Origin of the sequence: Pseudoalteromonas fuliginea (genome assembly GCF_000690055.1) — a bacterium.
GTDB lineage: Bacteria > Pseudomonadota > Gammaproteobacteria > Enterobacterales > Alteromonadaceae > Pseudoalteromonas > Pseudoalteromonas fuliginea.
Genome location: NZ_JJNZ01000042.1, coordinates 1 through 14,607 on the forward strand (window position 1 = coordinate 1; position 14,607 = coordinate 14,607).

General features: G+C 37.2%; 10 protein-coding genes. 4 read left to right on the forward strand and 6 right to left on the reverse strand.

Annotation, left to right across the window (positions count from 1 at the left end):
* The first annotated feature begins 134 nt into the window (after positions 1-134).
* Positions 135-1,589 (forward strand): sensor histidine kinase, encoded by a 1,455-nt coding sequence (locus tag DC53_RS08140; RefSeq protein WP_033030360.1) that lies wholly within the window; start codon positions 135-137, stop codon positions 1,587-1,589.
* Complete coding sequence (locus DC53_RS08135; protein WP_033030362.1) at positions 1,586-2,032, forward strand: response regulator; 447 nt, start codon at positions 1,586-1,588, stop codon at positions 2,030-2,032. The genes DC53_RS08140 and DC53_RS08135 overlap by 4 nt, the downstream gene beginning before the upstream one ends.
* 126 nt (positions 2,033-2,158) lie before the next feature.
* Here DC53_RS08135 and DC53_RS08130 read toward each other — a convergent pair whose 3' ends face one another.
* The 6 genes from DC53_RS08130 to nirB form a co-directional block, all read right to left on the reverse strand.
* Positions 2,159-3,874, reverse strand: coding sequence for a two-component system response regulator (locus tag DC53_RS08130; RefSeq protein ID WP_033030364.1), 1,716 nt, complete (start codon positions 3,872-3,874; stop codon positions 2,159-2,161).
* 63 nt (positions 3,875-3,937) lie between these two features.
* Complete coding sequence (locus DC53_RS08125; protein WP_033030366.1) at positions 3,938-5,449, reverse strand: PAS domain-containing sensor histidine kinase; 1,512 nt, start codon at positions 5,447-5,449, stop codon at positions 3,938-3,940.
* 909 nt (positions 5,450-6,358) lie between these two features.
* Positions 6,359-7,621 carry a nitrate- and nitrite sensing domain-containing protein gene (locus DC53_RS08120; protein WP_033030374.1) on the reverse strand — a complete coding sequence of 421 codons (1,263 nt, stop codon included), beginning with the start codon at positions 7,619-7,621 and terminating at the stop codon, positions 6,359-6,361.
* 274 nt (positions 7,622-7,895) lie between these two features.
* Entirely contained in the window at positions 7,896-8,759 is an 864-nt protein-coding gene (gene cobA, locus DC53_RS08115) for a uroporphyrinogen-III C-methyltransferase (protein ID WP_033030368.1), read from the reverse strand.
* A gap of 9 nt (positions 8,760-8,768) precedes the next feature.
* Entirely contained in the window at positions 8,769-9,122 is a 354-nt protein-coding gene (nirD, locus tag DC53_RS08110) for a nitrite reductase small subunit NirD (protein WP_007375226.1), read from the reverse strand.
* Positions 9,109-11,682, reverse strand: coding sequence for a nitrite reductase large subunit NirB (gene nirB, locus DC53_RS08105; RefSeq protein ID WP_033030370.1), 2,574 nt, complete (start codon positions 11,680-11,682; stop codon positions 9,109-9,111). The genes nirD and nirB overlap by 14 nt, the downstream gene beginning before the upstream one ends.
* 365 nt (positions 11,683-12,047) lie before the next feature.
* Here nirB and DC53_RS0120575 point away from each other — a divergent pair, with 365 nt between their 5' ends.
* Positions 12,048-14,027, forward strand: coding sequence for an FAD-binding oxidoreductase (locus DC53_RS0120575; protein ID WP_239462871.1), 1,980 nt, complete (start codon positions 12,048-12,050; stop codon positions 14,025-14,027).
* A gap of 144 nt (positions 14,028-14,171) precedes the next feature.
* Positions 14,172-14,607, forward strand: a 436-nt coding sequence (locus DC53_RS21690) for a phage integrase N-terminal SAM-like domain-containing protein (protein WP_033030372.1), incomplete at its 3' end; no start/stop codon positions are given.

The window sequence follows — 14,607 nt, forward strand, 5'->3', positions numbered from 1 at the left end:
GTTCCTTAAGAACTAAGCTATGTACATTAACTAGTAAAAAAAAGAATGCCTGCTATAACTAAGGTTAGAAAAACTATAATAAATATAGTGTTACGGTTATTAACCAATAGCGAATAGAAAAACAGGCTTCGTATATGAATATAACTAACAAATTGATGCTTATAGTAATCTTAACGACAGCCGAAGTAAGTATTACCGTTTTTTCTGCCTTTGAAATAGCTAAAGGCGCTAAGTTTCATCAGCTTAATTTTCTTCATTTAAAGTATATTAACCAATTAACAAAGACAGTAAAAAAAATAAAAAACGACACCCCTGTAGACATAAATACAATAGAGTTTGATATATTGGCTATAAAGCAGCAACCTATTGATTGTCTTGATGAAGTTAATTATTTAAACCGTGTTATTATGAAAGTCATTAAGACTGATCAAGCTTTAACTATTTGCGAAAATGATATAGAAATTGCGGATAAAGCACTACTGTCAGTTACTCAATATAAGAAAGGTGAACTCAGTAGAGATGATTTTTTACTAAACCTTAATGTTGCACTTGATGGATTCAATCAACATTCAGAAATGTTTGAAGAACCAATCAGAAAAACAGTGTCGTTTATATTGATCACTTTAATACCACTTGTTTTAATCATATCCCTTTTTAATATTATTTTAATCAGTTACCTGTCACGTACCATATCTAGCTCTATACGCAATTTAACCATTCTTTTAACTAGTAAACCTGAAGATAGTACTAATTTAGATGACGAACTTGATAAAAATACCACGGGTGAATTAAAAGCATTGGTAATAGCAGCAAGACAGCGTATCAAAGATGATTTATTAAACATAGAAAATAGTATCGAGCTAAAAGCTATTGTAAACAGCCAAACAGCTTCTTTGCAGCAGGCAAATGATGAACTGGCTCAGTTTGCTTATCGGGCATCACATGATTTAAAGTCACCGTTATCGGGCGCTAAATCTTTGGCCCAATTTGTTATTCAAGATATAGAAGCTGGTGATATTAAAGAGGCCTGTCAAAATGCGAAAATTATTTACCAACAAATGGAGAAGTTAGAAACACTTGTTGTTGATATTTTATTATTAGCAAAAGCAGATATAGGTAATGAAAATGAAGAATTAATTGACTTTAATCAGTTGATTACTGATATGGAAGAACGACTGGCTTGGTTAATGAAAGATAATCCTTGTACATTAACAACGAATATTAATTTATCGACACCTATCAAATCAGAAAAAGCGCGTTTTGCTCAAATCATCGAAAATTTGATATCAAATGGGTTGAAATATTACGACACAAATAAGGATGCGCCCTATGTTCACTGCGATATTTTTAACGAACAAAAGACGTTAAATATTACAGTTACCGATAATGGGATTGGAATACCTGATAAGCATCAAAGCGAAGTGTTTGATATGTTCAAGCGATTTCATGTTGAGACGAGTAGCGGCTCAGGTTTGGGTATGGCACTAGTTAAAAAACATATAGAGTATTTAGATGGAGAAATATCATTGCAAAGTTCTAATAGCGGTACAACATTTAAAATAACAATACCTATGGATAAATTAAGATGAAAAAAGTAAAACCACCTATATTAATTATCGATGACAACGAAGTTGATCGGTATATCCTTAAAAGATTAATAAAAGAAGCTAACTTAGAGCTTACCATTTTTGAAAAAAAAGATGGTCAAGAGGCATTAGAATTTCTCGAAAATTATGAAGCGAATAAAAAAGAACACCCAGATGGCTTTCCCCCAATATTGATTTTTTTAGACATTAATATGCCCAGAGTTAATGGTATTCAATTTTTAGACGAGTTTGCCAAGCTCAGGAAAGTCATTGAAATAAGTTCTTGCGTAGTTATGATGTTCAGCTCATCAGAACGAGAAGAAGAGAAAAAAATTATTATGGCGCATGATTTTGTTAAAGGCTATTTAGTTAAGGGAAGTTTTAAGGCCGAAGATCTAAAAGAGAAGGTACTGTCTGCCATTGATACTCCAATACAGGGAGATTAAAAATTATTACGATCTCAATATATTATTAGTTTATATTGAGTGAAAATAGAGTTTTAGGTGTTTTTCGGTTTAGCAAAATACAGCCTCTGTTATTTTATTTTGACGATTTCAATATAGGTAATATTTCTAGATTGAATCGTCGGCGTTCTTAGTGAGTAATAAGTCTATGTCGTTTGCAGGCATGGGCCTTGAAAATAAAAAGCCTTGCAAATAGTCTATCTCTAATTGTTTACATAAATTGTGCTGTGCTTGGGTTTCAATACCTTCGGCGACAATATCAAAATCTAACTTTTTAAGCATCAGAGACAACCCTTCAATTACTCTTAGTCGTTTCCCTTTTTCACCATCAGATGATTGCATGCTTTTATCTAACTTAACAATATCAATGGGGTAAGATATAAGATGAGATATAGATGAATAGCCCATACCAAAATCGTCCAAAGCAATTCTAAAGCCATTATTAGATAAGGTGGTTAATATATCAGTAACTTCTTCGTTATCTTTGATAAAGGCTGTTTCAGTTATTTCTAAAATTATACTATTAACATTCACATCATATTGCTTTACAGCTGCGAGTAAATAAGCGAGCAATCCTTCACTCTGAAGCTGTATTGGGGAAATGTTTATTGATAAATTTAGCGGAATTTTAAAACGAGTTTGCCATAATGATAATTGCTGTAGAGCTGTTGAAATAATCCACTCACCAAGCGTCACAATTAATCGGCATTCTTCTGCAATGGGTATAAATTCATCAGGAGTATAACTAATATCGGTATCTGGCCAACGAATTAAAGCTTCTACACCTGATATTTTTTGCCGTTTAGAGCAATAAACAGGTTGGTAAAATATTCGAAAGTTTTCTTGTTCTAAATTTTCTTTAATTTTGTTTTGAATATCAACGCGACGACTAAACTCGTATTGATATTGTTCTTTATAAAAACTAATTTTTGCTTTACCGTTTTGCTTAGAGCGATACATTGCAATATCAGCACATTTAAGCAGTTCATGTGACTCCGTCGCATCTTGAGGGTAAATAGCACTGCCAATACTCACACTACAGTTAATCGTTCTACCTTCATGTAAAAAGGGCTTAGACACTTCAGCTAATATTCTATTTGCAATCATACCTATTTGATTAATATTACTTATACCACCAATAATAACAGCAAATTCATCTCCCCCTAATCGAGCAAACCCTTCGTCTCTTCTTAGGCAGTGGTTAATTCTTGTTACAGTTTGTATTAAAATCTGATCGCCAACATTATGCCCTAATGTGTCGTTTATATGTTTGAAATTATCTAAATCCAATGCCAAAAGCGCGACACTATTTTTAGTCCGTTTATTATTGGCAATCATTACTTTTAATATTTCTTCAAAATGGTATCGGTTTGACAAACCCGTTAGCTGATCCCTTTCTGCCATATGCTTTACAGCGAGGTAACTGTCATGCATGCGTTGTTCAGCTTCAAAGCGTTTTTTAGCGTATATAAGTGCTTTATTTAAACTACTACGTGTAATATCACCCTTAGGTAAAAAATCTTGTGCACCGGCTTCTATACACTCAATTGCGAGGGTTGAGTTCTCTGATGAACTAATCATAATTATTGCAGTATTACCAAGTTTTGGCTTTGCTCGCATCTCAAGAAGCATTTCGATACCATCTTCTTTAGGCATATTATAATCGAGTAGTATTATGTCAAAATGCGTATTTTCAATGGCGCTTAAACCTTCAGAAACGCATGTTACTTCAGTAATATCATGAAGTTGAGAGCCATCTGAAATAAGTATCTTTTTAATTAATTTACGATCTACTAAGTCATCATCAACTATTAAAATATACATAAGTTCCTTAAGGGTTTAGCACTATGCCAATACTCATCTTTAATTAATAAAACAATTTTATTGCTAAATTTTTGGCCAAAAAATAGTAAATGTACTGCCAAGCTTTCCATCAGATGCTACTTCAATCTTACCGCCATAATTAATAATGAGCTTTTTTGCTACACAAAGACCAATACCACTACCTTCTACGTCATCACGAGATCGCAGAGTTTGAAACAATTTAAAAATGAGTGAAAAATACTTTGGATCTATTCCAGGGCCATTATCTGTTATTTCAATAAGATAATAATGATGAGAAGGCCGCAGAGAAATGTGTATAACACCAAGCTCTTTATCGTTATGTTTTATAGCATTACTAATAAGGTTTAAAATGACTGTTTTGAAGGGGACTACAGGTATGTTTAATAATTTATCATTTGCATCTATATGAACAGTTACCGTTTCTGGGATCTCTAAACATTCAGCGATTTCAAGATAGACATTTTCTAAAGACAAGTCAGAGCGGGTAGAATCACAGCGATCTACTCTCGAATAGCTCAGTAAATCTTCTAGTAATACCTGCATTCTATTAGTGCGATTAATTACTAACTGAAAGTTTTCTAAATGCTCTTCAGGAAGCAGATCTTTACAGTCATCCGAAATCCACTCAAGTAAACGTTTAATTGCATTTAATGGCGATTTTAAATCGTGAGAAGCAATACTGGTAAACTCGTCAAGTTCACTGTTTGCTTTTTGTAATTTAGATATTAAATTTTCTTTTTCAGCTATGTCTCTGCACACACCTAAAATATAATATTTACCAGACTTATCTTCAAAGCGTTGTTTTATAGTTTCTACAGTAATCTGCATGCCATTAGGCATTGCTAAATTTTCGACTGTTTTACTAATGCCGCAATCTAAAGCAATTTTGTCTTGCGCTAAAAATGCAGTAGCCGCATCTTCTTCGTAGTGTTCAATTGTAGTAAAGCCGATTATTTTGTTTTGCATTTCTTTTGGATAACTATTTTTGAAGGCATCATTTGCGTATACAATTTTAAAGTTTTCGTCCTTTATAAAAACAAAATCTCTATTTAGCTCAGAAATCATTGAATGAAGTTCAGCATCTTTTTCTTTTTTAAATATAAAATTAAGTTGGAGTAATTGATTTACAATATTTTTTTGTATGGTGGCTAATATCGTTTTATCTTTTTCTGTAAATGCGGATTCACTTTTTCGTTCAAATATCAACCAACCCAATTTTAAGTTCGATGGTAAAATAATGAGTGATATAACCCTACGCATTTTGGAGTTTACATTTAAGGGAGTATTTGAAGTGCTTTTTGAGTTACCCTCGATAATAGATTCATTAAATACTTCACTATTTAGCGCCTCTGTGGTTATGGCTATTTTCGAACCATATTGGTACAACTCAATTTGACCCTGTGGTGAATTTGCAATAATAGAGCATGCCGTAGCATCAAAAACATTTAAGATTAGTTCAACAATGTGCTCTAAGCTTTTTTGAATGTCGTTATCAACAAAAAAATTCGAATCTGTTGGTAATATATTCTCAATATAGCGTCCTACATTAGGCATTAACACTTCCTTCAATCTAATCATTTAACTAGTACCTGTTGAACTTTCATGATTGAAATTCGTTCAATCTAAGAGCTGTTTAATCGTGGCGCGAGGTTTGTAACCTAGTGGGCTCGGCACCTGCTCCTGCGTACTCTAATGGCTTACACCACTGTAAGAATAAGTAAAAACCGAGCAACAAAGAGTCAATCACCCTTAGGTAGCGCATATTTGGCATTTATTCTGCGTTATCGCCTATTTTTGGGGAGTAACCACACTACATAGGCTCTAACTTGCTTAAATACCAAACAGCTTGCTGCCAATTCAACCTCGAAAGATGAACAGGCCTTAATATAAAATGCCCTCACATTAAAACGCTATGTAACAAGCAATTAACTTATTGTAGTTGATTATTATGAGTTTGCTTAAATAATCTATTTTTATAAATTAACTTTTTAAATTAAAAGCTTACCTAATTTAAATACACCGTGTTTTAGGTTTTTAAAAGCAATTACACAGGCATTTCAAAATGCGGTTTAATATCAGTTCGCAATAATGCTTAATTAATTTGAGAATTAACCCTGACGCTAACCGCGTTAAAATTACTGGTTTACGACTATGGGTGCAGAGGCAACTGTCGAGAACTACTAATAACGACATTTCTGTCTTGTTATCTATCAGGTTTTCTTATCTCAAAGTAGCTCACTTAATTAAGGGAGTTGGTCATAATTAGTTTAATCAGAAAAGGTATAATAGGACGTGTTAAGCTCGCAAAATTAAACTTTAAATTAATGAAGTTTAATCACACGGCTAAGTTTGGGTTTAGTGAAAATTGAACAAAGCTAATGCTACTTACAATTCAGCCTAAGTAAAATTTTTGAATTGTAGTATTGACCATTTTATTAACCAGAAAGTAGATTATTTATTACTTTAATCACTCAGTTCCACAATTGTTTGCGCTACGCTGTATAACGTTTTATGTGAATTCATCGCTTGCTTTTGAAGTTGTTTATGGGCTTGTTCTTCAGTGAGTTTTAATTGCTCAATAAGTATGTACTTGGCTTGGTGAATGACCTTTTGCTCACTAATAACTTTTTTAGCGTCAAGTAACGCTTGGTTTATTTGTTTTATATGCTGGCTTTGCTCGATAATTAAATCATACATACTTTTATTACTATTGAGCTTATCGGCCGCTATATTTTGGCTTACTTCTGGCTCTGGTTGCTTAATGGCTAATTGCCCAAAAGTCGGGGCTATGTGTTGCTCTGCCATATTGTTAAGTACTTGCTTATTTGTATTTAAACTACGTTGAGCACAGGCTATTTGCATTGCTGCGGTATCAATTAATTGATCTGCTATATTTTGTTCAATTTTGTGCATTATATCTATGCGCGTGGTGGTTACTTCGTACCATACTTCACTCAGTTGTGAGAGAGGTTGGGCGTTCTCGTCATCGAGTTTTTGCAGTAAACTTCTAAGTTGCTCTACCTGATTATTAACCTGATGTGTTGTTAATGTGGCAAAGCATTTTAAAAGGTGCGCATCGGCGTACTCATTAAAAAAGTCAAAACTGTGGTTTTGTTCTTGTACAAAATGCGCGAGTTGTTGTTTTTGCTCAGTGGTAAATTTACTCGCTGCAAATGCTTGTGCACCACATGCTCGCTCTTGTCCTGCGTATTCTTTGCCTTGCATAAAGTTAAAAAATGCAACTAATAGGCGGGTTATTTTAGGATCGCTTGCGCCGTCTGCGGCTTCTAAAATAATATTGAGTAAACTAGCAATTAACTGCGTGAACGACTGCGTAGCATGCACTGCACTAATGTTTTGGTGTGCTATTTGATTGCGTAGGTCGGGCAATGCGTCAAGTGTTTGCAGGCTATAGGTAATTAAATTAAATAACCGAGTATGACCAGTATCGGCGTTGTCTTTTATAAATGTTTGTTTTAGAGAATCATAAAATGCAGTTTGTGCGCTGCTACTTAAAGGAATTTGCTCTTGTAATTGGGTTTTAAATCGTTCGCGGTTTGAAGCCAAAAATATATTACTCATTGCACGTTCTTTTTGTAACTGATGTACAAAATCGCCTAATTTAGTAAGCGAGGCACAACTGTTTTGTAATTGCTTTAGCGCGTGTATTTCTTGATACTTAGCCGCTAATAAAAACTGCTTTGTGAGAGGATTACTTGTCGCCATTGGTATTATTCCACACTTTTTTGTTTTTAAAGTGCAACCACTGTTCCAATCATTAATAAATTTCATCATTGAATTTAAAATCAAGCTAATACAATTGCTTAAAGTGTTATTTTTGTTTATCACTGTGTTTCTATAATTTAACTTACCATTACTTTTAACTTATTTGGTGCATTTAAGCATGTTATTGCACACAACTTGAACCTAAATTAAAAACAAAAAAAGCGCCTACTCCTGGGGAGGTAGTAAGCGCGAAAAGTGCATTATTCATTTTGTATCATGCGTTAATATTTACACTATTTAGTAATTCAGGACTAATTGCCATTTTATGATTTATTACTTCACCAATCATAATTAGGGTAGGGCCTTGAAGGTTGTGTTTAGCATGCTCATTTACTATCAGTTCAAGCGTACTGGTAATTACCTTTTGCTTAGTGGTAGTGGCATTCTCTATTAGTGCAATGGGTGTATTACTTGGCCAACCCACTGATTGCAAACCGCAGCTTAGCGTTTGTAAGCGCGAAAGCCCCATATAAACCACTAAAGTTGGGTTGTTGTTTGCAGGCATAAACGCGTAATTTTGCCAATGAGGTTGCTTATTAGGATCGGCAAACTGCGCCGTTAAAAATGTAACACTACGCGCTACATCGCGTGCAGTGAGCGGAATACCCGTATAAGCGGAAGTAGCGCAAGCCGTTGTGACACCCGGAACAATAGCAAAATTAATATTATGCTTACTAAGCGCATCGGCTTCTTCGTTAATACGTGCAAATATACTCGGATCACCGCCTTTTAAACGCACTACATTTAAGCCTTGTTGCGCGTATTTAACCAGTAGTTCGCATATGTTAGCTTGGGTCATCGAATGCTTACCCGCACGTTTACCTACAAATACACGCTGCGCTTTTTTAGGTAGCGTTTTTAACAAATCATCACTTACTAACCAATCATATAAAACAACATCGGCGGCATTAATTAAACGCTGCGCTTTTACTGTAATTAGCTCTGCGTCTCCTGGGCCCGCACCAATTATATAAACGTTGCCGCTTTTGACGCTTCGACTATTTGTGCTTGTTAGCTTAGTAACGAGCTTATTTAGCCACACGTTTTCAATACCCGAAAAATAAGACAATACACTCATACTATTCCCCTAAGCCACAGCTATTGTAACTTTTGGTTCAGAGCTTATAAATACACTGCCGTTTTCAATTTTTGCATTGAAAACCGGTAAGTGTATTGCTTGTGCTTCTAAACATTCGCCTGTTTCTAGGCAAAAGTGTTGCTTATATAAAGGCGATGCAACAACTAATTTATTGTCGATTGAGCCAATAATGCCACGCGATAATACATTAGCTTTGCCAATAGGATCGTAGTTGCTAATGGCAAACACAGCCGTTGGGTTTTGCGGAATGTAAAAAATAGCCACTTGCTGATTATTAACTAATGCGCATACGCCGCTATTAGCCACTAGGTTGTCGATTGTTCCAATATTATGCCAAGACATCAGCTTGCTCCTCTTCAACTTCCATTACTGGAATACGGTTTTGTGTATTACGTTGCTCACGCTTTTCGGCTTCTGTAGCAGGGCGGATTTGGTTACGCTCTTGTACAAACAAAATGTTATCGTCGGTTTCGGGGCTATTAACAAACTGGCGGAATCGTTTGGCTGCATCAGGGCTTTCAATCGCTTTTTTCCACTCACACGCATAGGTTTGTGTAATTAACTCCATTTGCGCTTCTAGCTCGTCGCAAATGCCTAAGCTGTCGTCAATTACTACGCTTTTAAGGTAGTCTAAACCGCCTTCAAGGTTTTCCATCCATACCGATGTACGTTGTAATTTGTCAGCCGTTTTAATGTAAAACATAATTACGCGGTCAATGTATTTAATAAGAGTAGGTGTGTCTAAATCGGTCGCAAATAAATCAGCATGGCGAGGGCGCATACCGCCATTACCACACACGTATAAGTTCCAGCCGTTTTCGGTGGCTATAATGCCAATATCTTTACTTTGTGCTTCGGCGCATTCGCGGGTACAACCCGATACCGCCATTTTAAATTTATGCGGCGCACGTAACCCTTTGTAGCGGTTTTCTATTTCTATTGCGTGTCCAACGCTATCTTGCACACCATAACGACACCACGTACTACCCACACACGATTTAACGGTTCTAAGAGACTTACCATAGGCATGACCGGTCTCAAATCCGGCTTCGATAAGTCGCTCCCAAATAACAGGAAGCTCTTCTAAGCGCGCACCAAATAAATCAATACGTTGACCGCCAGTGACTTTGCAGTACAGGTTAAAGTCTTTGGCTACTTGTCCAATTACAATGAGTTTGTCGGGGGTTATTTCGCCGCCAGCAATACGCGGTACTACAGAGTACGAACCATCTTTTTGCATGTTTGCTAGGTATGTATCGTTAGTGTCTTGCAAGCCAACATGAGCGGGTTCTAAAATAAAGTCGTTCCATGTTGAAGCTAAAATAGAGCCAATGGCAGGTTTACATATTTCACAGCCATGACCGCTGCCGTGTTTAGTTAGTAAGTCATCAAAGCTTTTAATGCTTTCTACTTTTACCATGTGCAGTAGTTCTTGGCGTGAATACGCAAAGTGCTCACATACATGGTTGTTTACTTCAACACCGCGACTTGCTAATTCGTTATCAACAACTGATTTTAATAACGCAGCACAACCGCCACAGCCGCTTGCTGCTTTAGTGCATGATTTTACCGAGGCTAAATCGCACGAGCCGCCATCAATTGCACCTACAATGTCGCCTTTACTCACATTGTGACACGAACAAATAGTGGCTGTGTCGGGTAGGGCACTGCCCGATAACGACGGCGCGCCGCCGCTGTCTGGTAAAATTAAACACTCAGGGTTTTCTGGTAAGTCCATGTCGTTAAGCATGTACTGCAGTAAAGTATCGTAATCGCTGGTATCGCCAACAAGTACAGCACCCAGTAATTTATTACCTTTTTCACTTAGTATGATTTTTTTATAACAGCCGCGAATAGCATCTTGATATATAAGTTCTTTACAGTCTGGCGTTTTTGCGTGAGCGTCGCCAATCGAGCCTACTTCTACGCCTAATAACTTAAGTTTTGTGCTCATATCGGCACCTAAAAACTCAAGCTCGCCACCACTTAATTGACTTGCTGCAACGCGCGCCATGTTGTAACCCGGTGCAACTAAGCCAAATAGTTTTTTGTCCCACAGGGCGCACTCGCCAATGGCTAAAATATCAGGATCAGATGTTTGGCATTGGTTATTAATAATAATACCGCCGCGCTCACCCAGTTCTAAATCAGCAATTTTGCCGAGTTGGTCATACGGGCGAATACCGGCAGAGAACAAAATCAGATCTGTTTCTAAAAATGACTCGTCCGAAAAATTTAATCTAAAGCGACTGGTTTCGCCTTTTACTATTTCGCTGGTTGCTTTTGATGTGTGTACCGTTACGCCGAGTTTTTCTATTTTATTTTTTAGTAGCGTACCGCCTTGTCCATCAAGTTGAACAGCCATAAGTTGTGGCGCAAATTCAACTACGTGGGTATCAAGCCCTAGTTGCTTAATCGCATTTGCGGCTTCAAGCCCCAACAAACCACCACCAATAACAACACCGCTTTTACTTACAGCGGCACTGGCTTTTATTTGTTCTAAATCTTCTAATGTGCGATACACCAAACAATGGGGTTGGTCGTTACCTTTTATAGGCGGCACAAATGGGAACGAACCTGTCGCGAGTATAAGTTTGTCGTACGGGTATTGCTCACCGGTTAATGTGGTCACTATTTTTGCTGTTCTATCAATGCCTTCAACCCACTGGCTGGTATGCACATTAATATTGAGTTGTTTATAGTTGTCGTGAGTTGTAAGTGCTAAATCAGCGGCTGTTTTGCCATCAAATACACTTGATAAGTACACGCGATCGTATGCAAGATTTGCTTCTCCGCAAAGTACGGTAATGTTTGCGTTGGCATCGCTTTGGCGCATTTGCTCAACAAAGTGGTGTCCGACCATACCATTACCAATAATGAGTATTTTTTGCGAGGTTTGCATAGGGCATTCCTTAAAGTGACGGTTTAAATACAAATAACAAAAAAGCCCGCCACAAATACGCAATATGCATAACTGTGTGCGGGCTTCTTTGCCTATGGTTGCTAATAGCTATTGTGCTCACAACCTAAATTTTTGCCGTAAGTAAAACGGGCTTGTTAACAGAGTGTTTGCAAAAATACAGCCAGTTTTTTAAGTTATTGTTTAAATTGTATTTAATGTTTTTTTAGAGTGAATGAAAAACCCGTTTTGACATATGTTGGTGCGCGACTGGCACTAAGAGGGTGCAAGTATTGTCATTGTTTTGTGCATTATCAGTCAATAAAACACCCATTATCATTTATTGTGTATTGCGTTAAATTTAGCCCATGAAATACGCACACGAATTTACAAGCAAAATGATAAACACAAACTCAATAGATGATTCCCCTTTTCACGAAGGCGAGCTGGCAATACAAGACAAACTCGGTAAACGAGAAATAATGGCAGCATTTGGTAAACGTGCCGTGCGCTCATTTATGCCAGAGCAGCATCAAGCATTTTTTGAGCAGTTACCATTTGTGGTTGCAGGCAGTGTTGATGAAAACGCTAATCCGTGGGTATCTATTGTTTCAGGGCAGTCAGGCTTTTTAAGCGCCCCAACGCCTACGTCGTTATTAATGACCCACGCGGTTGATAAAAACGACCCTCTACATAACACGTTAAATATTGCCGGCTCGCCAATTGGTTTATTAGGCATTGAGCTAGGCACGCGCAGGCGTAACCGTTTAAATGTGCGCGTGGGTGAGGCAATTGACGATAATAAGGTGAGTTTTAATGTTGATCAATCCTTTGGAAATTGCCCGCAGTATATTCAAACGCGCGACTTAACGTTTAATAGAGATCCTTTAGTTAAAAGTAGTGCAGTACAAAAAGTTGAATTTAATACACTTGATAACGTAGCCAGTGCGTTAATTGACACAACCGATACATTTTTTGTATCGAGTTTTATAACCGCAAAAAACAATCCAAAAATTGAAGGGGTTGATGTTTCTCACCGTGGTGGGTTGCCGGGTTTTGTAAAGCGAGAAGGCAATACATTAACGATTCCTGATTACGCAGGTAACAATTTTTTTAATACCTTGGGCAACTTTTTATTAAACCCAAAAGCAGGTTTGTTATTTCCTGATTTTGACACGGGTAATGTATTAATGCTTACCGGCAGCGTTGAAATTTTATGGGACGGGCATCCAGAGTTAGAGGGCTTTATTGGCGCAGACCGAGGCTGGAAATTTACCCTCACTAAAGGAATGTGGCTAAAAAACTTACTCCCGTTTAGTGCTAAATTTGATGCTTATTCCCCTAACACTAAAATGACGGGCACGTGGCTTGAGGCTGATAAAAACAAACAAGCCGAAAAACTAAAACATACTTGGCAGCCTTTAAAAGTAACCAAAATAATTAAAGAAAGTAATGTAATTACCTCCTTTTATTTAGAAGGGCATAACAATACAACCTTGTTACCGTTTAAAGCTGGGCAGCATTTAACTGTACAAATACCAAGTAAAAGTAGTGGTAATAGCTGTAATAGCAAACCCGTTATCAGAACCTACACGGTGTCATCAAGCCCGCATGAGCAGTTTTATCGGTTATCGATTAAAAAAGAGCTTAGCGGTGAGGTGTCAAACTACTTTCATAATAACGTAAAACTCGGGAGCGTTATTTTAGCTAAATACCCACAAGGGCAGTTTTTTATTGACCCAACCAGTACCAAACCAGCGGTACTCATTGGTGGCGGAATAGGCATTACACCCATGGTTTCAATGGCTAAACACATTGCCAATGAAGGGTTGAGAACCCGCTATACACGCCCTTTGCATATTTTTCACAGTGCTAAAAATAAACAGCAGCGTGCGTTTTATAACGAGCTAAAAACGTTAGCAGATACGAGTGGCGGCGCAATTGATTATTACTCACTTTTATCTCAGCCTGAGCTTGATGAAAAACAAGGCAATGGCTCTAATTTAAAAGACGAAAGCTTTGATTTAAAAGGGCGCATAAATGCGGATGTGTTTAGGTATTATTTACCACTTGATGACTACGAGTTCTTTTTATGCGGACCTGATGCGTTTATGCAGCACGTATATAACGAACTGTTATTGCTCGGTGTGCAGGATAAAAATATATTTTCGGAAGCATTTGGACCCTCCAGTATTAAGCGCAATGTGCTTAACACAAACGAAGCGCCTAATAAAAGAAAAGAAATGAGCGTAGAAGAGGCTGACAACACCGTAATTAAATTTAGTAAATCGGGCTTTGAGCAGGGGTGGAACGGTAATCCCCCCATTTTTAATGGAGGCTATCTGTAGAATTTTCGTTGTTTAACTTTTCCAGTTTTTGTATGGGTGTTATTCCACCTATGCCCATGTTGAACTAAGCCGCTACGCGGAGATCCTATTCTGACCATTTGAGCCACACTTACCTTGGGGTTATCCCATATTTGGAGGTAAGTCATGAATACACTCATTGAACAAGTCAAAATTGAAATAGCCTACCGTGGTTATTCACAAAGTACCTGTAAAAGTTACTGCGAGCATTTACTTAAACTCAGCCATTATTTTAATAAACCACTCGATTTAATTACTGATGATGAGCTGAATATCTTTTTTAAAGATCCCGCCATTCGCAAGCTCTCCAGAGCGAGTCAAAAAATACAAATAAACAGCATTTGGTTTTTGTTTAAGAATATTTTACACCGCCCACTGAACTTAGACATAGCCTTGCCTAAAGCAAAACCTCGGGCACCTACTTATTTATCGCGTGATGATATTCGACGACTTATAGAAAGTTGCACGGATATGCGCTTAAAAACATTGATAGTGGTGTGTTATGGATGTGGTTTGCGTATTGGCGAACTGCTGCGCATCAAAGTGCAAGACATCGATGGAC

What these genes read in the sequence shown, in the direction of transcription:
- nirD (WP_007375226.1), bottom strand. Translation starts at nt 9,122, where the DNA reads ATGTCTTGGCATAATATTGGAACAATCGACAACCTAGTGGCTAATAGC.
- DC53_RS08140 (WP_033030360.1), top strand. Translation starts at nt 135, where the DNA reads ATGAATATAACTAACAAATTGATGCTTATAGTAATCTTAACGACAGCC.
- DC53_RS08120 (WP_033030374.1), bottom strand. Translation starts at nt 7,621, where the DNA reads ATGGCGACAAGTAATCCTCTCACAAAGCAGTTTTTATTAGCGGCTAAG.
- cobA (WP_033030368.1), bottom strand. Translation starts at nt 8,759, where the DNA reads ATGAGTGTATTGTCTTATTTTTCGGGTATTGAAAACGTGTGGCTAAAT.
- DC53_RS08130 (WP_033030364.1), bottom strand. Translation starts at nt 3,874, where the DNA reads ATGTATATTTTAATAGTTGATGATGACTTAGTAGATCGTAAATTAATT.
- DC53_RS08135 (WP_033030362.1), top strand. Translation starts at nt 1,586, where the DNA reads ATGAAAAAAGTAAAACCACCTATATTAATTATCGATGACAACGAAGTT.
- DC53_RS08125 (WP_033030366.1), bottom strand. Translation starts at nt 5,449, where the DNA reads ATGCCTAATGTAGGACGCTATATTGAGAATATATTACCAACAGATTCG.
- nirB (WP_033030370.1), bottom strand. Translation starts at nt 11,682, where the DNA reads ATGCAAACCTCGCAAAAAATACTCATTATTGGTAATGGTATGGTCGGA.
- DC53_RS0120575 (WP_239462871.1), top strand. Translation starts at nt 12,048, where the DNA reads ATGAAATACGCACACGAATTTACAAGCAAAATGATAAACACAAACTCA.